This is a genomic window from Phytopseudomonas argentinensis (genome assembly GCF_900113905.1).
GTDB lineage: Bacteria > Pseudomonadota > Gammaproteobacteria > Pseudomonadales > Pseudomonadaceae > Aquipseudomonas > Aquipseudomonas argentinensis.
The window spans coordinates 1,234,047-1,260,171 of sequence record NZ_FORC01000002.1 but is presented as its reverse complement, the minus strand read 5'-3'; the positions used below and the strand labels follow the sequence as shown (position 1 = coordinate 1,260,171).

The following is a 26,125-nucleotide window of genomic DNA, read 5'->3' as shown; positions in this document are numbered from 1 at the left end:
CGGGCTAACAGGTAGCACTTCGAATTGTATTTTTATCAAAATATTGACAGCTAAAACGCTTGATTTCTACTTTCATGAGAATAATCTTGTTTTTAAAACAACATATAGGGATCGACGCTCATGACATTGCGAATTGCCATCAATGGTTTCGGCCGTATCGGCCGTAACGTGCTCCGGGCACTCTATACCCAGAGCTACCGCGAAAAACTGCAGGTCGTCGCCATCAATGACCTGGGCGACAGCGCCATCAATGCCCACCTGCTCAAGTACGACAGCGTACACGGCATTTTCGACGCCGACGTCGAGGTGGACGGCCAGAACCTGCTTATCAATGGTGACCGCATTGCGGTCAGCGCGATCCGTAATCCTGCCGAACTGCCATGGAAGGATTTGAACGTCGACGTGGTGTTCGAATGTACCGGCCTGTTTACCGAACGTGACAAGGCAGCGGCTCACCTGAGCGCCGGCGCGCGCAAGGTGATCATCTCGGCACCGGCCAAAGGCGCCGATGCGACCATCGTCTACGGCGTCAACGAAGGCAGCCTGCGTGCTGACCAACAGATCATCTCCAACGCCTCCTGCACCACCAACTGCCTGGCGCCGGTCGCCCAGGTGCTGCAGCGCGAGCTGGGCATCGAAAGCGGGTTGATGACCACCATCCACGCCTACACCAACGACCAGAACCTCTCCGACGTCTACCACAGCGACCCCTTCCGCGCGCGCTCGGCCACCCAGTCGATGATCCCCACCAAGACCGGTGCTGCCGAAGCGGTCGGCCTGGTGCTGCCGGAACTGGCCGGACGCCTGACCGGCATGGCGGTGCGCGTGCCGGTGATCAACGTATCGCTGGTCGATCTGACCATTCAGGTACAGCGCGATACCAGCGTCGATGAAATCAACGCCCTGCTCAAGGCGGCTGCCGAGCAATCCCCGGTGCTGGGCTACAACACGCTGCCGCTGGTGTCGTGCGACTTCAACCACAATCCACTGTCGTCGATCTTCGATGCCAACCACACCAAGGTGAATGGTCGCCTGGTCAAGGTACTGGCCTGGTACGACAATGAATGGGGCTTCTCCAACCGCATGCTCGATACCTGCCTGGCCGCTCACGCCGCCAAATAGGCCTGCGCTGACAGACGCAGCGATGCACCGAGTGGCATAAAGGCTCGGTAAATCGCTGCGAGCGGATTACAATTGCCGGCCGCTTCGACCCGATGTCGCGCCCAGCGCGCCAGCATCTGGCGCAGGCAGCCGCTAATCGATATCCGCAAATCACTGGAAGCCGCATGGACTCTAGCCGCAACACCCTCGAACAGCAGTACACCGAAATTCTCGGCCAGCTCGGCGAAGACGTTTCCCGCGAAGGCCTGCTCGACACGCCCAAGCGCGCCGCCAAGGCCATGCAGTACCTGTGTAATGGCTACCAGAAGACCCTGGAAGAAGTCACCAACGGCGCGCTGTTCAGCTCCGACGCCAGCGAGATGGTGGTGGTCAAGAATATCGAGCTGTACTCGCTGTGCGAGCACCACCTGCTGCCTTTCATCGGCAAGGCCCATGTCGCCTACATTCCCAATGGCAAGGTGCTGGGCCTGTCCAAGGTCGCGCGCATCGTCGACATGTACGCCCGCCGCCTGCAGATCCAGGAAAGCCTCAGCCGGCAGATCGCCGAAGCGGTTCAGCAGGTCACCGGTGCGCTGGGTGTGGCGGTGGTTATCGAAGCCAAGCACATGTGCATGATGATGCGCGGCGTGGAGAAGCAGAACTCCTCCATGGTCACCTCGGTGATGCTCGGCGAATTCCGCGAAAACGCCGCGACCCGTAGCGAGTTCCTGAGCCTGGTCAACGGCTGAAGCCGGCACCTTGTGGGAGCGCGCCATGCGCGCGACTGATTCGCGGGCATGGCCCGCTCCCACAAATATGGATCTGATCGTGGGTCACGCTTCACCGACCCACCACACAGCCAACGCCGATACCGGCGCCCTACTCTTAGCTCTTCTCCACGAACTGCAGCTCGGCCAGCCGCGCATACAGCGGATTGTTGGCGACCAGTTCCGCATGTTTGCCCAGTGCCACCAACTGCCCCTGGTCGAAGACTGCGATGCGGTCGGCGCTCTTCACCGTGGCCAGGCGGTGGGCGATCACCAGGGTGGTGCGCCCGCGCATCAGCTCGGGTAGCGCCTGCTGGATCAGGTGTTCGCTCTCGGCATCCAGAGCGCTGGTGGCTTCGTCGAGCAGCAGGATCGGCGCATCCACCAGCAGGGCACGGGCAATCGCCAGGCGCTGCCGTTGCCCCCCCGACAGGCCCAGCCCGGCGTCGCCCAGGTGAGTCTGGTAGCCCTGGGGCAAACGCTCGATGAATTCGTGAGCGTGAGCTGCACGTGCAGCGGCCTCCACTTCGGCGCTGCTGGCATCCAGCCGGCCATAGCGGATGTTGTCTTCCACGCTGCCGAAGAACAGTGCCGGGTGCTGGGAGACCAGGGCGAAATTCTCGCGCAAGGCGTGCGGATCGAGTTGCTCGATCGGCAGGCCGTCGATCAGGATGCGTCCCTGCAGCGGGTCATAGAAACGCAGCAACAGGTCGAACAGGGTCGACTTGCCTGCTCCGGACGGGCCGACGATGGCCAAGGTTTCGCCAGGTACCACAGTCAGATCGATGCCCTGCAAGGCAGGGCTTTCCGGACGGCTCGGATAGGCGAAGGACAGCCCCTGCACCTCGATCCGCCCCTGCACGGGCTGCGCGGGGACCAGGGCGCCCTCGAGCGGCGCGTGGATCTCGTTGCGGGCGGCGAGCAGTTCGCTGATCCGCTCGGCAGCGCCGGCTGCACGCTGCAGTTCACCGATCACCTCGCTGAGAGTGCCAAACGACGAGCCGACGATCAGGCTGTAGAACACGAAGGCTGCCAGTTCACCGCCGCTGATGCGTCCGGCGATCACGTCCATGCCGCCAACCCAGAGCATCACGCCCACGGCGCCGAGCACCAGCACGATTACCACGGTGATCAGCCAGGCGCGCTGGGCGACGCGTTTGCGCGCCGTGTCGAACGCCGCCTCGGCGGACAAGCCGAAACGCCGGCGATCCTCGGCCTGGTGGTTGTAGGCCTGCACCGTCTTGATCTGCCCGAGCACTTCGCTGACGTAGCTGCCGACATCGGCGATGCGGTCCTGGCTCTGCCGCGACAGCTCGCGCACGCGGCGGCCGAACAGCAGGATCGGCGCCACCACCAGCGGCAACGCGGCCAGCACGATGGCGCTGAGCTTGGGATTGGTGACCACCAGCAGGATCATGCCGCCAACCAGCATGATCAGGTTGCGCAGCGCCATCGACAACGACGAGCCGATCACCGACTGCAGCAGGGTGGTGTCGGCAGTCAGCCGCGACTGGATCTCCGAGGCGCGGTTGTGGGCATAGAAGCCGGGATGCAGCCCAACCAGATGATCGAACACCCGCTTGCGGATATCCGCCACCACCCGCTCACCGAGCCAGGAAACCAGGTAGAAGCGCGTGTAGGTGCCGACCGCCAGGGCCAGTACCAGCACGAAGAACAGCAGGATCGAATGGCGCAGCGCTTGCGGCGATTGGGTAGCCAGGCCCTGGTCGACCAGCAGCTTGATGCCCTGCCCCATGGACAAGGTAATGGCGGCGGTAAACATCAGCGCCAGCAGCGCCCCGGCCACACGCCCGCGATAGGGAGCGATAAAGGCCCATGAGGTGCGCAAGGCTTCGCGCTGGCGAACGGATAAAAGCGATGGCATGGCGCACTCGAAGGCAAGAGGAGGAAGAACCTGTCAATCAGATGGGGTGCGCCACGGCAAACATCAAGCACTGCAAAAAATCACCGGACAATAAAAGCCCCGCTGATGCGGGGCTTTCTGGAACAGCGAGCTCTCAGGACTTGTTCAGCGACTCGACACCTACTTCGTCCCACAGCTCCTCGGCCAGGTGGAAGGTGGCGTTGGCAGCGGGAATGCCGCAGTAGATGGCGCTCTGCATGATCACTTCCTTGATCTCCTCGCGGGTCACGCCGTTGTTCCTGGCGGCCTTGAGGTGCAGCTTCAACTCGCCTTCGCGGTTCATGCCGATCAGCATGGCGATGGTGATCAGGCTGCGGGTATGGCGCGGCAGGCCCGGGCGCGTCCATATATCGCCCCAGGCATGGCGGGTGATCATTTCCTGGAATTCTTCGTTGAACGGCGTCAGTTTTTCCAGGCTGCGGTCGACATGGGTATCGCCCAGTACGGCGCGGCGTACCTGCATGCCGGCGTCATAGCGTTGTTTCTCGTCCATCGGTGGCTCCATTTCTCTTCACGGCGCGGGCGTGCGACGACGCCCACGCACTGCAGCTCAATTGGTTTGCAGAAAGCTCAGTACCCGCCCGGTGAACAGCTCACCGGCCTGCACGTTGGACAGGTGCGCGGCATCGAATTCGACCAGCTCGGCGCCCGGAATACGTTCCTGCATAAAGCGGCCATGCTCGGGGGTGGTCACCGCATCACCAGTGCCGCAGACGATCAGCGTCGGTGCGGTGATGCTGGAGATCTGCTCGCGGAAATCGGCATCGCGCACCGCCGCGCAGTTACCGGCATAGCCCTGGGGCGAGGTCTGCGCCAGCATGGTGACGATGGGCTCGACCTTTTCTGGCCGCTCCTTGGCGAACGGCGCGGTGAACCAGCGTTCGATGGACGCATCGCGCAGGTCGCGCATGGCCTTCTCGCCGCCCTTGAGGACGGTGTCGATGCGGGTATTCCACACCTCGTCGGTGCCGATCTTGGCGCCGGTGTTGCACAGCACCAGACGATCCAGGCGCGAAGGCGCGTTGATCGCCAGCCACTGGCCGATCAGCCCGCCCATGGACAGGCCGCAGAAATGTGCCTTGTCGATATTCAGCGCATCGAGCAGCGCCAGCACGTCGCGGCCACTCTGCTCGATGCTGTAGAAGCCGGGCGTGACCATCGACTGGCCATGGCCGCGGGTGTCGTAACGCAGCACCCGGAAATGTTCGGTGAACGCCGGGATCTGCGCATCCCACATGTGCAGGTTGGTGCCCAGAGAGTTGGAAAGCACCAGCACTGGCGCGGCGGCCGGGCCTTCGAGCAGGTAGTTCAGGTCGCCATCAGCGAGGGATACGACAGGCATAACAGTCTCCTAGATAATCTATGAATTCAGTTCACGGCTCTGCGCCACCGCGCGCTCGACCCAGCGCTGCGCCTGGCCCAGGTAATGGGCGGGATCGAGCAAACGATCCAGCTCTTCGGCAGAGAGTTGCGCGGAGACCTCGGCATTAGCGCCCAGCACGTCGCGCAGATGGGCGCCTTCCTTCACCGCCTGCTTGCAGCATTGCTCGACCAGATGATGGGCGGCGTCGCGGCCAATGCGCTGCGCCAGGGCGATGCTCACCGCCTCGGCGAGCACCAGGCCGCGGGTCAACTCGAGGTTGGCGGCAATGCGCTCGGCATCCACTTCCAGGTCGGGCACCATGATCAGAGCCTGCTGCAGGGCACCGGATACCAGGCAGCACAGCTCGGGCAGCGTCTCCCACTCGGCGTGCCACAGGCCGAGGCTGCGCTCGTGTTCCTGGGGCATGGCGGAGAACATGGTGGCGACCAGCCCCGGCGCGCGGGTGGCGGCGCCGATCAATACCGCCGCGCCCACCGGGTTGCGCTTGTGCGGCATGGTCGAGGAACCGCCCTTGCCCGGCGCCGAGGGTTCGAACAGTTCACCGGCTTCGGTTTGCATCAGCAGGCTGATATCACGACCCATTTTGCCCAGGCTGCCGGCGATCAGGCCGAGCAGGCTGGCGAACTCGACCAGGCGATCACGCTGGGTGTGCCAGGGTTGCTCCGGCAGTTGCAGATCCAGCTCGGCCGCCAGGGCGCCCGCCACCGACCAGGCCTTGTCGCCCAATGCCGCCAGGCTGCCGGATGCGCCGCCAAATTGCAGGCACAGCAGGCGCGGCTTGATTTCGTCGAGGCGCTGGCGATGGCGGTCGATGGCGCCCAGCCAGCCGGCGACCTTCATGCCCAGGGTGACCGGCGTAGCGTGCTGCAGCCAGGTGCGCCCGGCCATCGGCGTGGCGGCATGACGCTGGGCCTGGGCGGCCAACTGCCGGCTCAAGGTATCGAGGTCGCGCTCCAGCAGGTCGATGGCCGCGCGCAATTGCAGCACCAGGCCGCTGTCCATGGCGTCCTGGCTGGTGGCGCCCATATGCACGTAGCGCTCGGCCTCGGCATTGCTCGCCGCGATGCGCTTGCCCAGCGCCTTGACCAGCGGAATTGCCGAGTTGCCAGCGCTGCCGATGGCGATAGCCAGGGCATCGAAGTCGTAGAGTTCAGCCCGGCAGGCGGCCTCGATATCGGCCACCAGCGCACGGGGAATTACCCCGGCCGCGGCCTCGGCCCGCGCCAGCCCCGCCTCGAAGTCGAGCATGCCCTGCACGCGCCCCTGGTCGCTGAACACCTGGCGCATCGGCGCACTGGTGAAGTAGGCATCGAACAGCTGGCTAGCGGGCCTTGAACTCATACAGCGAACACTCCGTGGTCAATGATCGTGGTGCAGGTAACTGGCCTGCCGCGGCAGGCGCAGGCTGACCAGAAAGGCCAGCACCATCATGCCTGATACGTACCAGTAGAAGGTCTGTTCCATACCGATGGATTTCAGCCCCAGGGCGACGTATTCCGCCGAACCGCCGAACAGCGCGTTGGCCACCGCGTAGGCCAGACCGACGCCGAGGGCGCGGACTTCCGGCGGGAACATCTCGGCCTTCACCAGGCCGCTGATCGAGGTGTACAGGCTGACGATGGCCAGCGCCGCGATGATCAGCAAGAAGGCCACCACCGGGCTTTGCACGGTGTGCAGCAAGGCCAGGATCGGCCAGGTGAAGATAGCGCCGAGGGCGCCGAACCAGAGCATCGAGGTGCGCCGGCCGATGCGGTCGGACAACGCGCCGAACAGCGGTTGCATGATCATGAACAGGAACAGCGCACCGGTCATGATGCCGCTGGCGGTCTTGGCGCTCATGCCGGCCGAGTTGACCAGGTACTTCTGCATATAGGTGGTGAAGGTATAGAAGATCAGCGAGCCGCCGGCGGTGTAGCCCAGCACGGTGAAGAACGCGGCTTTGTGGTGTTTGAACAGGTAACCGATGCTGCCCGATTCCTTGTTGCCGATCTGATCCTGCTTGGCGGTTTCGTCCAGCGAGCGACGCAGGTAGAACGCCACCACGGCCGCCATGGCGCCGATCACGAACGGAATACGCCAGCCCCAGGCCCGCAGTTCATCCTCGCTCAGCGTCTGCTGCAGAATCACCACCACCAGCACCGCGAGCAGTTGCCCGCCAATCAAGGTGACGTACTGGAAAGAGGCGAAGAAGCCACGCTGGCCCTTGAGCGCCACCTCGCTCATGTAGGTGGCGGTGGTGCCGTATTCGCCGCCTACCGAGAGACCCTGGAACAAGCGCGCCAGCAACAGCAAGGCCGGCGCCAGGGTGCCGATGCTGCTGTAGGTCGGCATGCAGGCGATGGCCAGCGAGCCGAGGCACATCATCAGCACCGAGATCATCATCGAGACCTTGCGGCCGTATCTGTCCGCCACGCGGCCAAACACCCAGCCGCCAATTGGCCGCATCAGAAAGCCGGCGGCGAATACGCCAGCGGTATTGAGCAGCTGCACGGTAGGGTCATCGGAGGGGAAGAAAGCCGGCGCGAAGTAGATCGCGCAGAAGGCATACACGTAGAAATCGAACCACTCGACCAGGTTGCCCGAGGAGGCGCCGACGATAGCGAAGATCCGCTTGCGGCGCTCTTCGGGGCTGTAGTTGGGGGCTTGGTACGCCGCGCTGGCTTCAGTACTCATCATGGATACTCACTGGTAGGAAACGGAACCGTCCCTACTCGGACCCCACATGTAACCAAATGATTCGTCATTTTCAGTCGCCCATCCTCGCCAGAACAGGGTGTCGTGGACCTTGTCCTGGCAAGGACAAACGAGACGTTGAGCGGTTGTTAGAGAGCAGAAGCGGACACTTAGCGATCTGGTAGGAGGGGCCGGGCGGCGATCCGCTTTAGCCGCGAGCTTTTTATCAAGGCAAACAAAGAGCTCGGGGCTGAAGCCCCTCCTACAAAAGCCACATATTCATCGGCCGCTCCTGCCAGCTAGCAACCAGGCCCTAAACCCGCTCGATAGCCAATGCCAGCCCCTGCCCCACGCCAACGCACATGGTCGCCAGGCCGAGCTTGCCGCCGGTCTTTTCCAGATGGTGCACCGCGGTCAGCACCAGGCGGTTGCCGCTCATGCCCAGCGGGTGGCCGAGGGCGATGGCGCCGCCGTTCGGGTTGACCTTGGGGCTGTCGTCCGGCAGACCGAGGTCGCGGGTGACGGCCAGGCCCTGGGCAGCGAAGGCTTCGTTCAGCTCGATCACGTCGAACTGCTCGATGCTCAGGTTCAGGCGCGCCAGCAGCTTGCGTACCGCCGGCAGCGGGCCGACGCCCATGATGCGCGGCGCCACGCCACCGCTGGCCATGCCCAGCACCCTGGCGCGTGGCTTAAGGCCGTATTGCTTCACGGCTGCGGCGGAGGCCAGGATCATCGCCGAGGCGCCATCGTTGAGGCCCGAAGCGTTGCCGGCGGTCACGGTCTTGTCCGGGCCGTTGACCGGCTTGAGCTTGGCCAGGCCTTCGGCGGTGGTGTCGGCGCGCGGGTGCTCGTCGGTGTCGACGATCACTTCGCCTTTCCTGGTCCTGATCACCACCGGGACGATCTCCTCGGCGTAGTAACCGCTCTGCTGGGCCGCAGCAGCGCGCTGCTGGCTACGCAGGCCGAAGGCGTCCTGGTCGGCGCGGCTGACGCCGTAGTCCTCGGCGACGTTGTCACCGGTGACCGGCATCGGGTCGACGCCATACTGCTCCTTCATCGCCGGGTTGACGAAGCGCCAGCCCAGGGTGGTGTCTTCCAGTTTCTGGCCGCGGCCAAAGGCGCTATCGGCCTTGCCCATCACATAGGGCGCGCGGGTCATCGACTCGACGCCAGCGGCAATGGCCAGCTCCATTTCGCCCGAGGCGATGGCGCGGAAGGCGGCGCCGACCGCTTCCATACCCGAGGCACAGAGGCGATTGAGGGTCACGCCCGGCACCGTTTCCGGCAGGCCGGCGAGCAGCAGCGCCATACGGGCGACGTTGCGGTTGTCTTCGCCGGACTGGTTGGCGCAGCCCATAAACACTTCGTCGACCGCTGACCAGTCGACCTGCGGATTCCGCTCGACCAACGCCCTGAGCGGGATCGCCGCCAGGTCGTCGGCGCGCACTGCGGAGAGCGCGCCATTGAGACGGCCAATCGGCGTACGAATAGCGTCGCAGATAAATACTTCGCGGCTCATTCGTCACCGCCCTTCTGCCCATGGGCAGCGGCGGTACGCGCTTCGAGGTCACGCAGGGCAGCCAGTTCCTCGGCTTTCGGCGCCTCGGTGGTGCTCACGTTATCGGCAAAGCGGATCTGCCAGCCGGTGTTCTCGATCACCTGCTCGCGGGTCACGCCTGGGTGCATCGAGGTGACGATGAACTCGTTGCTGCCGGCTTCCGGCTCCATGATGCACAGGTCGGTGATGATCGCCACCGGGCCTTCGCCTGGCAGGCCCAGGCGCTTGCGATGATCACCGCCTTCACCATGGCCGACCGAGGTGATGAACGCCAGTTTGTCGACGAAGGTGCGATGGCCCTGCTTGAGGATGATCAGCACTTTCTTGGCGCTGCCGGCAATTTCCGGTGCGCCGCCAGCGCCTGGCAGGCGCACTTTCGGCGCATGGTAGTCGCCGATCACGGTGGTGTTGATGTTGCCGAACTTGTCGACCTGGGCGGCGCCGAGGAAGCCGACATCGATGCGCCCGCCCTGCAGCCAGTAGCGGAAGATCTCGCCAGTCGGCACCACGGTGTCCGCGGTCTCGGCCAGCTCGCCGTCACCGATGGACAGCGGCAGCACGCTTGGCTTGGCGCCGATCGGGCCGGACTCATAGATCAGTACCACTTCCGGCGCATGGGTCAGCCGCGCCAGGTTGGCGGCCTTGGATGGCAGGCCGATGCCGACGAAGCACACGCTGCCGTTACCGAGGCGGCGCGCGGCGGCCACGGTCATCATTTCATTGGTGTTGAAGTCGCTCATCATTTGGCCTCCCCGTTAACCTTCGCCTGGTACTGCGCAAAATCCTCGGTGCCGCGGATGTATTCGTCGATCCACGCGGTGAAGGTTTCACGGTCACGGGCAATCGGGTCCCAGGCCTGGTAGAAGCGGTTGTCGCGCTCGTAGTAGCCGTGGGCATAGGACGGATGGGCGCCGCCGGGCACCACGCAGACCGCGGTCAAGGCCCAGGTCGGCAGCACGCAGGCATTCATCGGCGCCTGCAGGTCGTCGACGATTTCCTCGACTGTGACGATGCAACGCCTGGCCGCCAGTGCGGCCTCCTTCTGCACGCCAAGGATGCCCTGGATCAGCACGTTGCCCTTGCGGTCGGCCTTCTGCGCGTGGATCACCGTCACGTCCGGGCGCACGCTTGGCACGGTGGCCAGGCTCTCGCCGGTGTACGGGCATTCGATGAACTTGATATCCGGGTTGACCTTGACCAGATCCGAGCCCTGGTAGCCACGCAACACCGCGAACGGCAGGTTGGAGGCGCCGGCGACATAGGCGTTGGCCATGGCGGCGTGGCTGTGCTCGCTGATTTCCAGCTTGTGCGGCCAGTGCTTCTCGACGGCGTCACGCAGGCGATGCAGCGAACCGACGCCCGGGTTGCCGCCCCAGGAGAAGATCAGCCGCTTGGCGCAACCGGCCCCGATCAGCAGGTCGTAGACCAGATCGGGGGTCATGCGCACCAGGGTCAGATCCTTCTTGTTCTGGCGGATCAGCTCATGGGACGCGGCGGTCGGAATCAGGTGGGTGAAGCCTTCGAGGGCAACGGTGTCGCCGTCGTGAACGAAGCGTTCGACCGCTTCGCGCAGGGAGAGAATCTCAGCCATGGTCGTTCTCGTCTTGTTGCTCTGGATACCGTGGGCGGCGATTAGCCGTATGGTCACAAGGTACTCATCCAGTAGGCGGCTAACAATCCGATAATCGACTATCCGTTCGATAATCGAACAAGACTTATGGGCTTATCACTCTCCTCGCCCGCACCGGCTCAGCGGTTGCGCTTGTAGGTCTCCGACGGCAGCTCGCCAAAGCGCCGGCGGTAGGCTTCGGCGAAACGGCCCAGGTGCAGGAAGCCATGATCCAGGGCGATCTCGGTAACGCTGCGCACCTTGCAGGCGGGGTCGAGCAACTGGGCATGGATGCGTTCGAGCTTGCGCTGGCGGATGTAATCCTTGGGGCTGATGCCGGCATGGCGCTCGAACAGGGCATACAGCGACCGTTCGCTGACCCGGGCAACCGTTACCAACTGCTCGATGCCGATGTCCTGGGTCAGGTGCTGCTCGATGTAATCGACGACCTGCTCGAAGGAGCCGCCCTGGGACTGCGGCTGCACGCGCTGCACGTTGTTGCCCAACAGGCCCAGCAGCTTGCTGGCGATGATACGTACGTAGTGCTCCTGCACCTGAGGCATGCTGGACGCGGCTTCGGCTTCCTGGCAGATAAGCATCAACAGGTTGGAAAACCCTTCCAGCTCACCCATGTCGTGACGTGCGGCGCTGAAACGGATACCGCTTTGCGGCAGCATCCAGCGGTTTTCCAGGCAGGTGTTCTCGAACAGGCTGACCGGCAGCTTGACGATGAATTTCTCGCAATCGGCCGAATAGGTCAGGTCCACCGGGTCGTCCGGGTTGATCAGCAGCAGCTCGCCCGGCACATAGAAGTGTTCCTGGCCGCGGCACTGCGAGCGGCAGTGCCCCTTGAGCAATACCTGCAGGTGGTAGATGGTTTCCAGCGCCGGCGAGGTGACCCGCACGCTGCCGCCGTAGCTGATGCGGCACAGATCGAGGCTGGCGAACTTGCGGTGATTGAGGCTCGCCTCGGGAAAACCGCTGGTGGGCAGGCGAATGCAGTGAGCACCGACGTGCTGATTGACGTACTCGGACACCGCGTAAGGATCGGCGCGCTCGAACACACTGCTGCGCGCGCTCAGCAAGACATTGCTCATCATCAGGCCTCGTTGTTTTTCTTATAAGGCTGAATCACCGCTAGCCGGCAATCCGCTAATCGTCCGGCGATTCTAACCCTCCCCTGGTAACGCGATACGTCAGCGTGACAAAGGGTTACATCTCTCCCAGGCATGCGAAAAACAGGCGCTCAATGCAAGGCGCCGCGCGGCCCCTGGCCTGCACTGATGGCAGACGAGAAGCAGCACGGCGAGCGCTACCTATAGGCGTTGAGCTTACGCCTCCAGCGCGCGAACCCGCTCGTGGCGCTGCTGGGCCTTCGCTTCGGCGGTGGACTGCAGGGTGAAATCGAACTCGATTTCCGCGAAGCGCCCCTGCACGCCATGGGTTTTGGCGCGCTCGGCATCGTCGAAAAAGTCGATCCTGGCGATCAGCTCGTCGCGGGTGGCGTAGGCGAAGTCGTCGTGCAGGTATTTGTCGCCATCCAGGTTGATCTGGGTAGTCAGATGGCGGTGACCCGGTGCCGAGATGAAGAAGTGCACGTGGGCCGGACGCTGGCCATGGCGGCCGAGCTGATCGAGCAGTTGCTGGGTCGGGCCATCCGGCGGGCAGCCGTAGCCGGACGGTACGATGCTGCGGAAGCGATAACGGCCTTCGGCGTCGGTCTCGATGCGGCGGCGCAGGTTGAATTCCGATTGCGCTGGGTCGAAGTACGAGTAGGTGCCAGCGGTGTTGGCGTGCCATACGTCGACGATGGCGCCAGCCAGCGGCTTGCCATCGGTGTCGAACACCCGGCCCTGCATGAACAGCGGCGTACCGGCGTCCTGACCGTCGTCCAGGCGCGCTTCGCCCTTGCTCAGCGGCGCGCCAGCCACGTACAGCGGGCCTTCGATGGTGCGTGGGGTGCCGCCGGTGCGACCGGCCTCTTCGTCTTCGGCGTCCATCAGCATGTCGAGGTAATGCTCGATACCCAGCCCCGCGACGACCAGACCCGCTTCCTGGCGAGCGCCGAGCTCGTTGAGGTAGTTCACGGCCTTCCAGAACTCTTCCGGGGTGATCTGCAGGTCTTCGATGATCTTCGCCGTGTCGTTGAGCACACGGTGGATCACCGTTTTCATCCGGGCGTTGCCGCCGTCATTGGTGAAGCCGGCGGCGTCTTCGAAGAACTTCTGCACTTCAACGGTCTGGGCAATACGAACGGTCATGGCTTGTTTCCTCATCTTGTTGTTGTCTGGATCGGCTCAGGCGAGCGAATGGCGCCGATCAGCGATCGTCATCGTGGATCGAGGACGGGTGGCGACACAGCGCCATGACCTCGATGTCCATGTACGGATACAGCGGCAATTGCATCAGCGTGTCATGCAAAGCCTGGGCATCGGCCACGTCGAAAATGCTGACATTGGCGTAAAGCCCGGCGATGCGCCAGAGGTGACGCCAGGTGCCTTCGCGCTGCAGGCGCTGGGCCAGCTCCTTCTCGTCAGCCTTGAGGCGCGCGGCCTGCTCGGCGGGCATGTCGGTCGGCAGTTTTACGGTCATGCGTACGTGAAACAGCATGGCTAGCTCCTTTGGGATTCGGGTTCAGCGGCGGCAGAAACGCTGCAGGCGCTCTTCGTCAAGCTCCACGCCAAGGCCGGGGGTGGTCGGAATCTTCAGTTCGAAATCGCGGTACACCGGCACGTTGACCAGGATGTCCTCGGTCAGCAGCAGCGGGCCGAACAGCTCGGTGTGCCATTCCAGCTTGCTCAGGGTGGCGAAGGCATGGGCCGACGCCAGGGTGCCGACGCTGCCTTCGAGCATGGTGCCACCGTACAGGGCGATGCCTGCCGCTTCGGCGATATAGGCACTGCGCAGCACGGCACGCGGGCCGCCGTTCTTGGCGATCTTCAGGGCGAACACCGGTGCGGCGCCGCCACGGGCCAGGTTGAAGCTGTCTTCCACGCTCTCGATGGCTTCGTCGGCCATGATCGGCGTCGGGCTGCGGGCGCTGACGCGCGCCTGGGCCTGCACGTCCTGGCGGGGAATCGGTTGCTCGATCAGGTCGACGCCGGCATCACCGAGCGCCTGGCAGGCACGAATGGCCACCGCTTCGCTCCACGCCTGGTTGACGTCGACCCGTACGCTGGCACGGTCGCCCAATGCGCGCTTGATCGCCGCCACGTGGGCGATATCCAGCGCAGCATCGCGGCTGCCGATCTTCAGCTTGAAAATCCGGTGGCGACGCAGGTCGAGCATGCGCTCGGCTTCGTCGATGTCCTTGCCGGTATCGCCACTGGCCAGCGTCCACGCCACTTCCAGGCCATCACGTACACGGCCACCGAGCAGCTCGGCGACCGGCAGGCCAAGGCCCTTGCCCTGGGCGTCGAGCAACGCGGTTTCCACCGCCGAGCGGGCAAAGGTATTGGCGCGCACGCTGCGGTCGATGCGCAGCATGGCCGCGTTGATATTGCCGGCCGGCTGGCCGACCAGCAGCGGTGCGAAGTAGGTATCGATATTGGTCTTGATGCTTTCCGGGCTTTCCCCGGCATAGGCCAGGCCACCGATGGTGGTGGCTTCACCGACGCCTTCGATACCGTCGCTGCAGCGCAGGCGCAGGATCACCAGAGTCTGGTGCTGCATGGTGTGCATGGCCAGCTTGTGTGGGCGAATGGTCGGCAGGTCGACGATCAGGGTCTCGAGACTTTCGATCAGCGGGAGGGTCATGGGCGGTGATCCGTGTGCAAGGGGCAACGGGCAGGCATCAGCGAAACGACGCGCTGGGGCGCCTCGTTCACCAGGCCGGCCAGCAGCAGAGGAGCAGAAGAACAAAGGATGCGAGAGAGCACGAGCATATCCTTCAGGTTTTATTTTTGTCTGGGCACAGATTGACCTCAGCAAATCAGGCAGTCCAATATTGAATCGGTCTGGTTTGATACCCTGGAGGTATCATGGAGCTGCGCCATTTGCGTTACTTCCGCGTGCTCGCGGAAACCCTGAATTTCACCCGCGCAGCCGAACGCCTGCATATCGCCCAGCCGCCGCTGAGCCGGCAGATCCAGCAACTGGAAGACGAGTTGGGCGTGGCCTTGATCGAGCGCGGCCGGCCGCTGCGCCTGACCGAGGCTGGGCGGTTCTTCTATGAACATTCCGTGCAGTTGCTCGAGCAGTTGGGCCGCGTCAGCGATGACACCCGGCGCATCGCCGAAGGGCAGCGGCGCTGGTTCGGTATCGGCTTCGCCCCCTCGACCCTGTATGGCGCACTGCCGGAGCTGATCCGCCAGCTGCGCGCCGAGGCCGCCATCGAACTGGGCCTGTCCGAGTTGACCACCCTGCCCCAGGTGGAAGCCCTCAAACGTGGTCGTATCGATATCGGCTTCGGCCGTATCCATATCGAGGATCCGGCCATCGTTCAGGAAGTGATCCGCCAGGACCCCCTGGTGGCCGCCCTGCCCGCCGGCCACCGGCTGCTGGCCGCCCCGGCTTCCCTGGCGGAATTGGCACGCGAGCCGTTCGTGCTCTACCCGGCGTCGCCGCGGCCCAGCTACGCCGACCACGTACTAGCCCTGTTCGCCCGTAACGACCTGAAGATTCGCGTGGCGCAGATGACCAACGAACTGCAGACGGCCATCGGCCTGGTTGCCGCCGGCATCGGCATCAGCCTGGTGCCCGCCTCCGTGCAGCGCCTGCACCGCGATGACATCGGCTACACGCCACTGCTCGACGCCAGCGCCACGTCACCCATCGTGATCAGCTACCGCAAGGATGATGACTCGCCGCTGCTCAAGCGCTGCCTGAAACTGGTGAAGAATCTGGACCTCGAGTGATCACCCTATTGAGTCGCGGTGACGAACCTCCAAGGCGTAGGGTGGATGACGCTCTTTTCATCCACCATTACGCTTGCAGTGCGGTGGACGGATGAAGCGTCGTCCACCCTACGACTGAGTCAGGCCCGCAGGATGGGTGGAACCCATCAATAATTGCAATGGGTTTCACCCATCCTACGGCGCAACCATTAGCCATCGCCGATCAGCAAGATGAGCCACGGCCATCCACGATCCCTGTGGGAGCGCGCCATGCGCGCGAAAAATCGCGGGCGTGAACTGGGCGTCCCCGCCCCACTCCCACAGGAGGACTGCAAGACGGCGGATTACGCAATCAACACGAGCCCCCTAAAGGACTACAGCCAGCGCCTCACAGCAACGTCCAGGTGTACGAAAAAATCAGCCGGTTCTCGTCGATATCACTGCGGTAGTTGGAGCGCGCCTCGACATTGCGCACGCGCACGCCCAGTCCCTTGAGCGCCCCGCTCTGCACCACGTAACCGATATCCAGATCGCGCTCGCGATCCTTGCCCTCGAAGCCACGACCGGTATCGACGTTGTTGCCGCGGATATAGCGCACCGTGCTGGTCAGGCCGGGCAAGCCGAGGGCGGCGAAGTCGTAGTCGTAGCGCGCCTGCCAGGAGCGCTCGTCGGTGTAGGCGAACTCGTAGGTCGGCACCTCGTTGCCCAGCGGCGTGACGTTGGCGAACACCCGCGGGAACGGGTTGTCGCCGAACATCGCCTGGTAGCCGACATAGAAGGTATGGCCACCATGCTTGGCCGAAATCAGCGAGTAGAAGGCCTGGTTGTCGATAGTGCCGAGCAGCTTGTCGCCATCTTCCTGGCTGTCGAAGTAGCCGAGATTGGCGCCCAGGGTCCAGGCGCCCAGCGGCTCGCTGTGTTTGAGACCGACGAAGCGCTGGTTGTAGATGTCCTCGAGCTGTGCGTACCAGAGGCTGGCGGTGGTGCGTTTGTCGTTGAAGGCATAGTCGGCGCCCAGGTAGTTGAAGGCGTCGCTGCTGACCTGGCGCTGCGGCACATGGCCGAGCATGGCCTGCAGCTTGTCGTCGCCGGCCTCGTTGCGCAGGCTGGTGGAGCGCAGGTGGCCGCCCTGCAGGGTCAGGCCGTCGAACTCCCGGGACACAAGCGAGGCGCCCTGGTAGCTCGGTGGCAGCAGGCGGATATCACTGAAGGTCAGTACCGGCAAATTGGGCTGCAGCTCACCGAGGCGCAGTTCGGTCTGCGAGAGCCGCGTTTTCAGCGCCACGCCGAGGCGGCTGTATTCGTCGGCGGCCTCACCGTTGTCGCGCACCGGCAGCAACCCGGTATTGACCCGGTCGCGACTGCTGTCGAGCTTGATACCGAGCAGCCCCTGGGCGTCCAGGCCAAAGCCGACCACGCCCGGCGTGTAGCCGGACTTGAAGTCGAGGATGAAACCCTGGGCCCACTCCTCGGCCTTGGACTGGCGGTTGGCGCCGACGATATCGGAGAAATCCCGACTGAAGTAATAGTTACGCGCCTGCAGGGTTGCGCTGGCCCCCTCGACGAAGCCCTCGTTGGCAGCCTGCACGGCAACCGGCAGGCTCAGCACGCCCAGGGAAAATACGCACAAGGTGGTTGGACATTTACTCATGGTTGCTCTGCTCTTGTTGTTATTGCATGGGTACAGCGGCGCCCCACAGCAGACAGCGTGGAGAGCCGGATCAGGAAAATCAGGGGTCAGCGAGTCTCTTGGGCGGGTCTGGAGCGCACAGCCTGCTTGGCGCCAGGCGCGCTTTTATGGGTCAGCAACCAGTGGGCGAACAGCCCGAAGATCAGCCCCCAGAACGCCGCCGACAGCCCGAGAAAGGACATGCCCGAGGCGGTAACCAGAAAGGCGACCAATGCCGCTTCGCGCTCTTGCGGCACGGCCATGGCGCCGGCCAGGGAGGCCGCGATGGCGCCGAACAGCGCAAGCCCTGCGAGTGCCGCCACCAATGCCTGGGGGAAAGCGGTGAACAGGCTGACCAGCGTGGCACCGAACAGGCCGAACAGCAGGTAGAAAATGCCGCCGACCACCCCGGCCACGTAGCGCCGCTCGGGGCGCTCATGGGCCTCAGGGCCGGTACAGATCGCCGCGGTAATCGCCCCCAGCGCCAGGCCATGGCAGGCAAAGGGCGCCAGCAGCAAGCTGCCCAGGCCGCAGCCCGCCAACAACGGCCGTGCCGCCACCTGGCCGTAACCGCTGCTGCGCAGCACGGCCATGCCGGGTATGAACTGCCCGGTCAGCGCCACCACGGCCAGCGGTACGCCGATATTGAGTATCGCCATGGGCGAAAACTCCGGGCTGATCCACACCGGCGTGGCCAGGCCGATCACCCAGGCATCGGCGCTGAGCTCGCCACGGCCGATCACCAGGCCGACACCGACCAGCAACACCGCCAGCACCGCATAGCGCGGCGACACACGCTTGCACAGCAGATAGGTCGCGAACATCGCCAGCACCAGCAGGGGCTGCTCCTGCAGCGAGGTGAACAGCGCACTGCCGAAGCTGAACAGAATGCCCGCCAGCATCGCCGCGCACACCGACAGCGGCAGCCGGGCGACCAGTTTGTCGAAGGCACCACTGAGGCCCACCACCAGCACGATCAGGTTGGCGACCAGGTAGGCGCCCACCGCCTCGCCGAGGCTAACCTGCGGCAACAGGCTGACCAGCAGCGCCGAGCCCGGCGCCGACCAGGCGATCACCACCGGCGCCCGGTAGCGCAAGCTGAGCACGATGCCCAGCACGCCACTGCCGATGCTGATCGCCCAGATCCACGACGACAGCACCTCGGCCGGCAAACCCGCCGTGCGCGCCGCCTGGAAGATGATCACCAGCGGCCCGGCATAGGAAATCACCGTGGCGATAAAGCCGGCGACCAGCGCCGACAGCGACATGTCCTTGAACAGCGTCATTGCTTCGCTCCGTCAAGCGGGCGGCCGCAGCCGCTCCCCGTCCACCGACGAGGTGAGCGGAGATAGATCGGGGTACGGATGGAGGTGGCAGTCAGGCTTTGCTGGGTTGCAAGCTGAGTCTTTCGGAGCGGACGCTGTTCAGGGCAAACACCAGCATGGCCAGGGCCGCGATGGCGCCAGGGATGGCGAAGGCCATGAAGTTGAGTTGCAGCGGCAGCTCGATGCCCATCAGCGCACCACCGAGCAGCGGGCCGACGATGGCGCCATTACGGCCGATGCCCGACGCCCAGCCGAGCCCGGTGGAGCGGATCGACAGGCCGTAGAGCTGGGCGGTGCCGGCGTACAGCAGGATCTGCGTGCCGATGGTGGTGGCGCCGGCGACGAAGATCAGCAGGTAGAGCATCAGCGTCGGGCTCTTGAAGCCGAGCAGGCTGATCGACACGGCAGCGGCGATGAAGAAGCCTACCTTGACCTTGGTCAGGTTGAAACGGTCGCCCAGCCAGCCGCCAAGAATCGCTCCAGCCATGCCGCCGAAGTTCAGCGCCAGCAGGAACGACAGGCTCGACCCCAGGCTGTAACCGGCGTTGGCCATCAGTTTCGGCAACCAGGAGCTCAGGGCGTAGACCATCAGCAGGCAGCAGAAGAACGCCACCCAGATCGACAGGGTGCGCACCGCCAGGCCATTGCGAAACAACTCCAGCACCGAGACGCCAGCGCCCTTGCGCTCATTGATGGTCAGTTGCACATCGGCGCCCAGCGCCTGGGCGGGATCAAGGCGATTGAGCAAGGCGCGGGCCTTGTCATGCTCGCCCCGGCGCACCAGAAAGCCAATCGATTCGGGCAGGTAGTAGAGAATCACCGGCAACAGCAGCAACGGTAGCGCGGCGGCGAAGAACATCGACTCCCAGCCGAAACGCGGCAGCATGAAGATGCCCACGCCAGCCGACAGCATGCCGCCGAGCGAATAGCCACTGAACATCACCGCGACCAGGGTGCTGCGCATTTTCTTCGGCGCGTATTCGTTCATCAGCGCCACGGCATTGGGCATCAGGCCGCCGCAACCAAGCCCGGCGATAAAGCGACAGATGCCGAACTCGGTCGGGTTACCGGCAAAGCCGTTGACGATGGTCGCCACGCTGAACAACGCGAAGCAGATGGCGATGCCCTTCTTGCGGCCGATCTTGTCGGCCAGGCTGCCGAACATCAGTGCGCCGAACATCATGCCGAACAGCGCGTAGCTGCCCAGTGCGCCGGCCTGCAGAGGCGTGAGTCCCCACTCCTTCATGATCACCGGCAGTACCACGCCGTAGATGAACAGGTCGTAGCCGTCGAAGATCAGCAGCAAGGCGCACAGGCACATCACCAGCCAGTGGAAGGAATTGAAGCGAGCATTGTCGATCACGTCGTTGACGTCGAGGTTACGCATGGCATGGGTCTCTTATTGTTGTTGTGAAGCCGTGGCCGGCGTTGCCGTCCTGTTGAAATCGTCCGCGTGAAGCGGTTAGCCCAGATCTCCACCGCCGACCGGCAGGGTCACGCCGGTGATGTAGGAGGCCTCGTCGGAGGCCAGAAACAGGATCGCGCCGACCTGCTCGTCGAGCGTGCCGTAGCGTTTCATCAGGCTGCTGTCGAGGGTCTGGTCGACGATCTGCTGATACCAGCCCTTTTCCTGTTCGCTCTGTTCGGCGGCATTGCGCGGGATGCGCCGTGGCGGCGCCTCGGTGCCACCCGGCGCGGTGGCGTTGACGCGAATACCCCGCTGGGCGTTCTCGAAGGCCAGGCAGGCGGTCAGCGCATTGACGCCACCCTTGGCCGCGCCGTAGGGCACGCGATTGAGGCTGCGCGTGGCAATGGACGAGACGTTGACGATGGCGCCAGCGCCCTGCTCCAGCATCACCGGCAAGGCGGCGTGGCAGCACCACAGGGTCGGGAACAGCGAGCGGCGCACCTCGGCTTCGATTTCCTCTTCGCGGTAATGCTCGAAGGGTTTCGCCCAGATGGTGCCGCCGACGTTGTTGATCAGGATGTCCAGGCGGCCGAATCGCTCGACGGCCTGCTTGACCACCTGCTGGCAGTCGCCATAGCGCTCCAGGTCAGCGGTCAGGGTCAGCAGCTCGGCGCCCTGCCCCAACTCGCCGTTGAGCTCATGAACCAGCTCGGCACGGTCCACCGCGACGATGCGCGCACCCTCGGCAGCCAGGCGCTCGACGACCCGTCGACCGATGCCCTGCGCCGCCCCGGTAACCAGTGCCACCTTGTTGTCGAATCGCTTGTGCATGCTGTTCTCCTCAGGCCGTCAGGGCTTGCCGATCGGTGCTGACCACCTGGGTCGGGGTGAACTTCTCATAATGGAAACTCGCTGGCGTGACGCCCTGCTCGCTGAAATGGGCGCGCACGGCATCGACCATCGGCGGCGGCCCGCACAGGTAAACGTCGACGTCACCGTCATTGAGCATCGCCGCGCTCATATGCTGAGTGACGTAGCCCTTGCGTGGGTGCACGGACTGCGGCTCGGCCACGCAGGTGATAAACACCAGGGTCGGCAAACGCTCGGCCAGGGCCTGCAGGCGCTCGACCAGCACCAGATCGAGATCCCGGGTGACCCCGTAGATCAGGCTGATCGGCTGCTCGCAACCACGTTCGGCCAGCACTTCGAGCATCGACAGAAATGGCGCCAGGCCGGTGCCGCCAGCCAGCAACAGCAGCGGGCGACGTACTTCGCGCAGGTAGAAGGTGCCCAATGGCCCGGTGAACTGCAGGCGCTCGCCCAGCTGCGCCTGGTCCAGGTAGGCGCTCATCAACCCACCTGGCACACGCTTGATCAGAAAGCCGAAGCGCGACTCGCCCGGCTTGCTGCTGAACGAGTAGGCGCGGGTCTGGCCGGCGCCCGGCACGCCGATGTTCACGTACTGGCCCGGCAGAAAACCCGGCGCCGCAGCGCCACCGGCGATGTCGAAAGTCACTTCCAGCGCCGCATCGGCGTGGGGCGTGATCGACACCAGCTCGCCTTCGAAGCTGCCCGTACCGGTCTTGCAGGCGGTGGACGGCATAGGGACGGCCACCACGCAGTCCGAGGCCGGCACCATCTGGCAGGTCAGCACCAGGCCCCGGGCGGCCTCGTCTTCGCTGAGGGCGTCCTCGATATAGTCCTCGCCCTGGTCGTACTCGCCGTCTTCGCAGCGGCACTTGCAGGTGCCGCACACGCCGTCGGAGCAGTCCATGGGCAGGTTGATGCGGTTGCGATAGGCCGCATCCAGCACCTTTTCATTGGCCTTGCAGTCGATGAAGCGGGTGACCCCGTCTTCGAAATTCAGGGCGATGGTGTACGTCATGGCAATACCTCGGCGCTGCCAACGGGCACAGAAGCTAGGCGGCAGCGCATCGACTCAGATGTGGTAGATGTCGAGAACCTGGTGCACGTAATCGTTCTTGAGCACCACCTTCTTGCGGGTGATCAACGGCTGATCGCCACGCATGTCCAGGTGGTAGAACGAGGTGCCGAAGTAGACATCGGTGCTCTTGTAGCGATGGCTCAGGGTCTGCCAGTTGAAGCGCACCTCGACCTGCTCGGCGCTCTCCTCGAGCACCTCCAGGTTGGCGATGAAGTGCGCGGTGCGTGGCTCCGGCGTACTGGCACTGGAGCGCTCGGTCTTGATGCGAAAGACCCGGTCCTCCAACCCTTCGCGGTTGGGGTAGTAGATCAGCGAGATCTCCCGGTGCGGGTCTTCGGTCAACCCGTCGTCATCATCCCAGGCCGGCATCCAGAACACCGCCTTGCTCGAATAGCACTCCAGCCATTCATCCCACTGACGATCGTCGAGCAGGCGCGCTTCGCGGTAGATGAAATCGAGGATCAGCTGGCGATTGGCACTCATGCTACGTCCTCCGCGTCAGTGGCGATCAGCTTCGCGCGCTCACTGCCGATGGCCTTCTGCATGGCTTGCGCCCAGTAGGCGTGCTGGCGCACGAACAGCCCTTCGTCTTCGGACTTCACGCCACTGAGCAAGGGCTGCATGCCCATGGCCTTGGCATTGTCATCGGCGCCTTCGATCCAGTGACTGGCACCACGGCTGAGGTCGTTCCACTGCGCAGCCTGGCCGGCGTAACCACTCTGGCAGGCGCGAAACTCTTCCAGATCGTCGGGTGTGCCCATGCCGGTGACGTTGAAGAAATCTTCGTACTGGCGGATACGCAGCGCACGGGCCTGATCGCTCTCGCCCTTCGGTGCGAAGCAGTAGATGGTCACTTCGGTCTTGTCGACGGCGATGGGCCGCACCACACGGATCTGCGTGGAGAACTGGTCCATCAGATACACGTTGGGGTACAGGCACAGGTTGCGGGTCTGGCCGACGATGATGTCGGCGCGGGTATCGCCGAACTTGGCAGCCAGCGCGTCACGGTGTTCGAACACCGGGCGCACGTCCGGGTTGATCAGCCGCGTCCACAACAGGATGTGGCCGTACTCGTAGGCATAGAAACCGCCGACGCTCTTCGACCAGCCGTTGGCATCCACGGTGCGGGTTCCATCGGCTTCGTAGTTGCGGCGCTGCATGGTCGCCGAGTAATTCCAGTGCACGGAGCTGACGTGGTAGCCATCGGCGCCATTCTCGACCTGCAGCTTCCAGTTGCCATCGTAGAAATACGACGAGTTGCCGCGCAGCACTTCGATGCCATCCGGTGCCTGATCGACGATCTGGTCGATGATCACCCGGGTTTCGCCCAGATAGTCTTGCAGCGCCGGCACCGTCTCGCTGAGGCTGCCGAACAGAAAACCGCGGTAACTCTGGAAACGCGCCAGGTGCGTGAGGTCATGGGAGCCTTCGCAGTCGAAGCTCTCGGGATAGCCGCCGGTCCTGGCGTCCTTCACCTTGAGCAGCTTGCCGGCGTTGCTGAAGGTCCAGCCATGGAATGGGCAGGTGAACGAGCCCTTGTTGCCCTGTTTGCGACGGCACAGCACGGCGCCGCGGTGCGCACAGGCGTTGATCAAGCCATGCAGCTCACCCGCCTTGTCACGAGTGATGACCACGGGCTGGCGGCCGATATGGGTGGTGAAGTAATCGTTGATCTCGGGGATCTGGCTCTCGTGGGCGAGATACACCCAGCCGCCTTCGAAGATGTGCTTCATCTCCAGTTCAAACAGATCCGGGTCGGTAAAGACGTCGCGGCGGCAGCGGAATATGCCCTTGGCAGGATCCTCCTGGACGGAATCGGTTAGCTGCCGGGCAAGGCGATCGAGTGTGCCGGTCATGGGGTCGTACCCTCCGTTGTTCTTATCAGGCAACGCCACAGGGGGCGTATCAGGCAGGGCCAGATTAAGAGCGGGTACGAAAGGGCAATAGCCGTTTACTGCAGATCGCTATCCAGATTCTGCACGGCTCGTTCGGCGGGCAGGTTCGAGGCTGAGTGCGTTTCGGCGAGCACGGAAAACCGCCAGAGTCGGTCATTGAATCCGGCTTGCGGGGGCGTTTTCCCAAATGACAGGCATAAAAAAGGGCGACCGAAGTCGCCCTTTTTGTGGATCACCCGAACTTAGTTCTGGTTTTCCATTTGCGCACGAATCAGATCACCGATGGTGGTCGGACCGGAAGTTTCAACTTCCTGCTTGCGCATTTCCTTGATGGCTTCTTTTTCGTCTTCAACGTCTTTCGACTTGACGGACAGGCTGATCACGCGGCTCTTGCGATCGACGCTGATGATCTTGGCCTCTACTTCTTCGCCTTCTTTCAGAACGTTGCGCGCGTCTTCAACGCGGTCACGGCTGATTTCGGAGGCTTTCAGAGTGGCTTCGATGCCGTCGGCCAGAGTGATGATGGCGCCCTTGGCGTCAACTTCCTTCACGGTACCGCGAACGATGGTGCCCTTGTCGTTGACAGCAACGTAGTCGGAGAACGGATCTTCTTCCAGTTGCTTGATGCCCAGGGAGATGCGCTCGCGCTCTGGGTCGACCGACAGGATGACGGTTTCCAGCTCGTCGCCCTTCTTGAAGCGACGTACGGCTTCTTCGCCGACTTCGTTCCAGGAGATGTCGGACAGGTGAACCAGGCCGTCGATGCCGCCGTCCAGACCAATGAAGATACCGAAATCGGTGATCGACTTGATGGTGCCGGAGATCTTGTCACCCTTGTTGAACTGACCGGAGAAGTCTTCCCATGGGTTGGTCTTGCATTGCTTGATACCCAGGGAGATACGACGACGCTCTTCGTCGATGTCCAGAACCATGACTTCCACTTCGTCGCCAACCTGAACGACTTTCGACGGGTGGATGTTCTTGTTGGTCCAGTCCATTTCGGAAACGTGTACCAGGCCTTCCACGCCTTCTTCCAGCTCTGCGAAGCAGCCGTAGTCGGTCAGGTTGGTCACGCGCGCCATGACGCGGGTGCTTTCCGGGTAACGAGCCTTGATGGCAACCCATGGGTCTTCGCCCAGTTGCTTCAGGCCCAGGGAAACACGGTTACGCTCGCGATCGTACTTCAGAACCTTGACGTCGATCTCGTCGCCAACGTTGACGATCTCGGACGGGTGCTTGATACGCTTCCAGGCCATGTCGGTGATGTGCAGCAGGCCGTCGACGCCACCCAGATCCACGAATGCGCCGTAGTCGGTGAGGTTCTTGACGATACCCTTGACCTGTTGGCCTTCCTGCAGCGATTCCAGCAGCGCTTCGCGCTCGGCACTGTTTTCGGCTTCCAGGACGCTACGACGGGAAACGACAACGTTGTTGCGCTTCTGGTCGAGCTTGATGACCTTGAATTCCAGCTCTTTGCCTTCCAGGTGGGTGGTATCACGCACCGGACGGACATCGACCAAGGAACCTGGCAGGAACGCACGGATGCCGTTAACGTCGACAGTGAAGCCGCCTTTAACCTTACCGTTGATAACGCCCTTGACCACTTCCTCAGCGGCGAAAGCTGCTTCCAGAACGATCCAGCACTCGGCGCGCTTGGCTTTTTCGCGGGACAGCTTGGTTTCACCGAAGCCGTCTTCGACCGCGTCCAGCGCTACGTGTACTTCGTCACCGACCTTGATGGTCAGCTCGCCTTGTTCGTTGAAGAACTGCTCCAGAGGGATGACGCCCTCGGACTTCAGGCCAGCGTGAACGGTAACCCAGTCGCCGTCGATGTCGACCACGATGCCGGTGATGATGGCACCCGGCTGCATGTCGAGGGACTTCAGGCTTTCTTCAAAAAGTTCTGCAAAGCTTTCGCTCATGTTGATTCCTGTAGGGTCGGGCGGGGATTCGCCCTGCTCCGCATTCCAGACAATGCGGGTTTATTCATATAAAAAGAGGCCTACGGGACTGGGACTGGTATCCCCGTATG

At 63.5% G+C, this 26,125-nt stretch carries 23 protein-coding genes; 3 read left to right on the top strand and 20 right to left on the bottom strand.

What is annotated here, in order from left to right:
* The first annotated feature begins 120 nt into the window (after positions 1–120).
* Together gap and folE are read left to right on the top strand one after the other, a co-directional pair.
* Complete coding sequence (gap, locus tag BM154_RS14300) at positions 121–1,122, top strand: type I glyceraldehyde-3-phosphate dehydrogenase (RefSeq protein WP_074885066.1); 1,002 nt, start codon at positions 121–123, stop codon at positions 1,120–1,122.
* Between the two features lie 164 nt (positions 1,123–1,286).
* Positions 1,287–1,850 carry a GTP cyclohydrolase I FolE gene (gene folE / locus BM154_RS14295; protein WP_074885063.1) on the top strand — a complete coding sequence of 188 codons (564 nt, stop codon included), beginning with the start codon at positions 1,287–1,289 and terminating at the stop codon, positions 1,848–1,850.
* Between the two features lie 136 nt (positions 1,851–1,986).
* On the opposite strand, the gene BM154_RS14290 is transcribed toward folE, so the two are convergent.
* The 12 genes from BM154_RS14290 to BM154_RS14235 form a co-directional block, all read right to left on the bottom strand.
* A complete protein-coding gene (locus BM154_RS14290) occupies positions 1,987–3,753 on the bottom strand; it encodes an ABC transporter transmembrane domain-containing protein (protein WP_074885061.1) in 1,767 nt (588 codons plus the stop codon).
* Between the two features lie 133 nt (positions 3,754–3,886).
* Positions 3,887–4,285: a 4-carboxymuconolactone decarboxylase gene (gene pcaC / locus BM154_RS14285; protein ID WP_074885058.1), complete on the bottom strand. Its 399-nt coding sequence runs from the start codon at positions 4,283–4,285 to the stop codon at positions 3,887–3,889.
* Between the two features lie 57 nt (positions 4,286–4,342).
* Positions 4,343–5,134 carry a 3-oxoadipate enol-lactonase gene (gene pcaD, locus BM154_RS14280; protein ID WP_074885057.1) on the bottom strand — a complete coding sequence of 264 codons (792 nt, stop codon included), beginning with the start codon at positions 5,132–5,134 and terminating at the stop codon, positions 4,343–4,345.
* 18 nt (positions 5,135–5,152) lie between these two features.
* Positions 5,153–6,517, bottom strand: coding sequence for a 3-carboxy-cis,cis-muconate cycloisomerase (locus tag BM154_RS14275; RefSeq protein WP_074885054.1), 1,365 nt, complete (start codon positions 6,515–6,517; stop codon positions 5,153–5,155).
* Positions 6,518–6,535: 18 nt separating this feature from the next.
* Entirely contained in the window at positions 6,536–7,849 is a 1,314-nt protein-coding gene (locus BM154_RS14270) for an MFS family transporter (RefSeq protein ID WP_139225461.1), read from the bottom strand.
* A 313-nt stretch (positions 7,850–8,162) separates the two neighbouring features.
* A complete protein-coding gene (pcaF, locus tag BM154_RS14265; RefSeq protein WP_074885049.1) occupies positions 8,163–9,368 on the bottom strand; it encodes a 3-oxoadipyl-CoA thiolase in 1,206 nt (401 codons plus the stop codon).
* Positions 9,365–10,147 carry a CoA-transferase subunit beta gene (locus BM154_RS14260; protein ID WP_074885046.1) on the bottom strand — a complete coding sequence of 261 codons (783 nt, stop codon included), beginning with the start codon at positions 10,145–10,147 and terminating at the stop codon, positions 9,365–9,367. Before BM154_RS14260 ends, pcaF begins: the two co-directional genes overlap by 4 nt.
* Positions 10,147–10,998, bottom strand: a complete 852-nt coding sequence (locus tag BM154_RS14255) for a CoA transferase subunit A (RefSeq protein WP_074885041.1) — start codon at positions 10,996–10,998, stop codon at positions 10,147–10,149. The genes BM154_RS14260 and BM154_RS14255 overlap by 1 nt, the downstream gene beginning before the upstream one ends.
* 158 nt (positions 10,999–11,156) lie before the next feature.
* Positions 11,157–12,113 carry an AraC family transcriptional regulator gene (locus tag BM154_RS14250; RefSeq protein ID WP_083414584.1) on the bottom strand — a complete coding sequence of 319 codons (957 nt, stop codon included), beginning with the start codon at positions 12,111–12,113 and terminating at the stop codon, positions 11,157–11,159.
* Positions 12,114–12,347: 234 nt separating this feature from the next.
* On the bottom strand, positions 12,348–13,277 hold the full coding sequence (gene catA, locus BM154_RS14245; RefSeq protein WP_074885035.1) for a catechol 1,2-dioxygenase: 930 nt from the start codon (positions 13,275–13,277) through the stop codon (positions 12,348–12,350).
* Between the two features lie 58 nt (positions 13,278–13,335).
* Positions 13,336–13,626 carry a muconolactone Delta-isomerase gene (gene catC / locus BM154_RS14240; RefSeq protein ID WP_074885032.1) on the bottom strand — a complete coding sequence of 97 codons (291 nt, stop codon included), beginning with the start codon at positions 13,624–13,626 and terminating at the stop codon, positions 13,336–13,338.
* A gap of 24 nt (positions 13,627–13,650) precedes the next feature.
* Positions 13,651–14,772 carry a muconate cycloisomerase family protein gene (locus tag BM154_RS14235; protein ID WP_074885028.1) on the bottom strand — a complete coding sequence of 374 codons (1,122 nt, stop codon included), beginning with the start codon at positions 14,770–14,772 and terminating at the stop codon, positions 13,651–13,653.
* Positions 14,773–14,996: 224 nt separating this feature from the next.
* Here BM154_RS14235 and BM154_RS14230 point away from each other — a divergent pair, with 224 nt between their 5' ends.
* Positions 14,997–15,872, top strand: coding sequence for a LysR family transcriptional regulator (locus tag BM154_RS14230; RefSeq protein WP_074885024.1), 876 nt, complete (start codon positions 14,997–14,999; stop codon positions 15,870–15,872).
* Positions 15,873–16,239: 367 nt separating this feature from the next.
* Here BM154_RS14230 and BM154_RS14225 read toward each other — a convergent pair whose 3' ends face one another.
* The 8 genes from BM154_RS14225 to rpsA all read right to left on the bottom strand — a co-directional run bounded on the left by BM154_RS14225 (position 16,240) and on the right by rpsA (position 26,015).
* Positions 16,240–17,502, bottom strand: a complete 1,263-nt coding sequence (locus BM154_RS14225; protein ID WP_074885023.1) for an OprD family porin — start codon at positions 17,500–17,502, stop codon at positions 16,240–16,242.
* Positions 17,503–17,588: 86 nt separating this feature from the next.
* Positions 17,589–18,806 (bottom strand): benzoate/H(+) symporter BenE family transporter, encoded by a 1,218-nt coding sequence (locus BM154_RS14220; RefSeq protein ID WP_074885021.1) that lies wholly within the window; start codon positions 18,804–18,806, stop codon positions 17,589–17,591.
* Positions 18,807–18,897: 91 nt separating this feature from the next.
* Positions 18,898–20,232 carry an MFS transporter gene (locus tag BM154_RS14215; protein ID WP_074885018.1) on the bottom strand — a complete coding sequence of 445 codons (1,335 nt, stop codon included), beginning with the start codon at positions 20,230–20,232 and terminating at the stop codon, positions 18,898–18,900.
* A gap of 75 nt (positions 20,233–20,307) precedes the next feature.
* Entirely contained in the window at positions 20,308–21,084 is a 777-nt protein-coding gene (locus BM154_RS14210) for a 1,6-dihydroxycyclohexa-2,4-diene-1-carboxylate dehydrogenase (protein WP_074885015.1), read from the bottom strand.
* A 10-nt stretch (positions 21,085–21,094) separates the two neighbouring features.
* Complete coding sequence (benC, locus tag BM154_RS14205) at positions 21,095–22,138, bottom strand: benzoate 1,2-dioxygenase electron transfer component BenC (RefSeq protein WP_074885012.1); 1,044 nt, start codon at positions 22,136–22,138, stop codon at positions 21,095–21,097.
* A 54-nt stretch (positions 22,139–22,192) separates the two neighbouring features.
* Positions 22,193–22,681, bottom strand: a complete 489-nt coding sequence (gene benB / locus BM154_RS14200; RefSeq protein WP_074885009.1) for a benzoate 1,2-dioxygenase small subunit — start codon at positions 22,679–22,681, stop codon at positions 22,193–22,195.
* Positions 22,678–24,054: a Rieske 2Fe-2S domain-containing protein gene (locus BM154_RS14195; protein WP_074885006.1), complete on the bottom strand. Its 1,377-nt coding sequence runs from the start codon at positions 24,052–24,054 to the stop codon at positions 22,678–22,680. The genes benB and BM154_RS14195 overlap by 4 nt, the downstream gene beginning before the upstream one ends.
* Positions 24,055–24,335: 281 nt before the next feature.
* Positions 24,336–26,015, bottom strand: a complete 1,680-nt coding sequence (gene rpsA, locus BM154_RS14190) for a 30S ribosomal protein S1 (protein WP_013791124.1) — start codon at positions 26,013–26,015, stop codon at positions 24,336–24,338.
* Positions 26,016–26,125 lie beyond the last annotated feature (110 nt).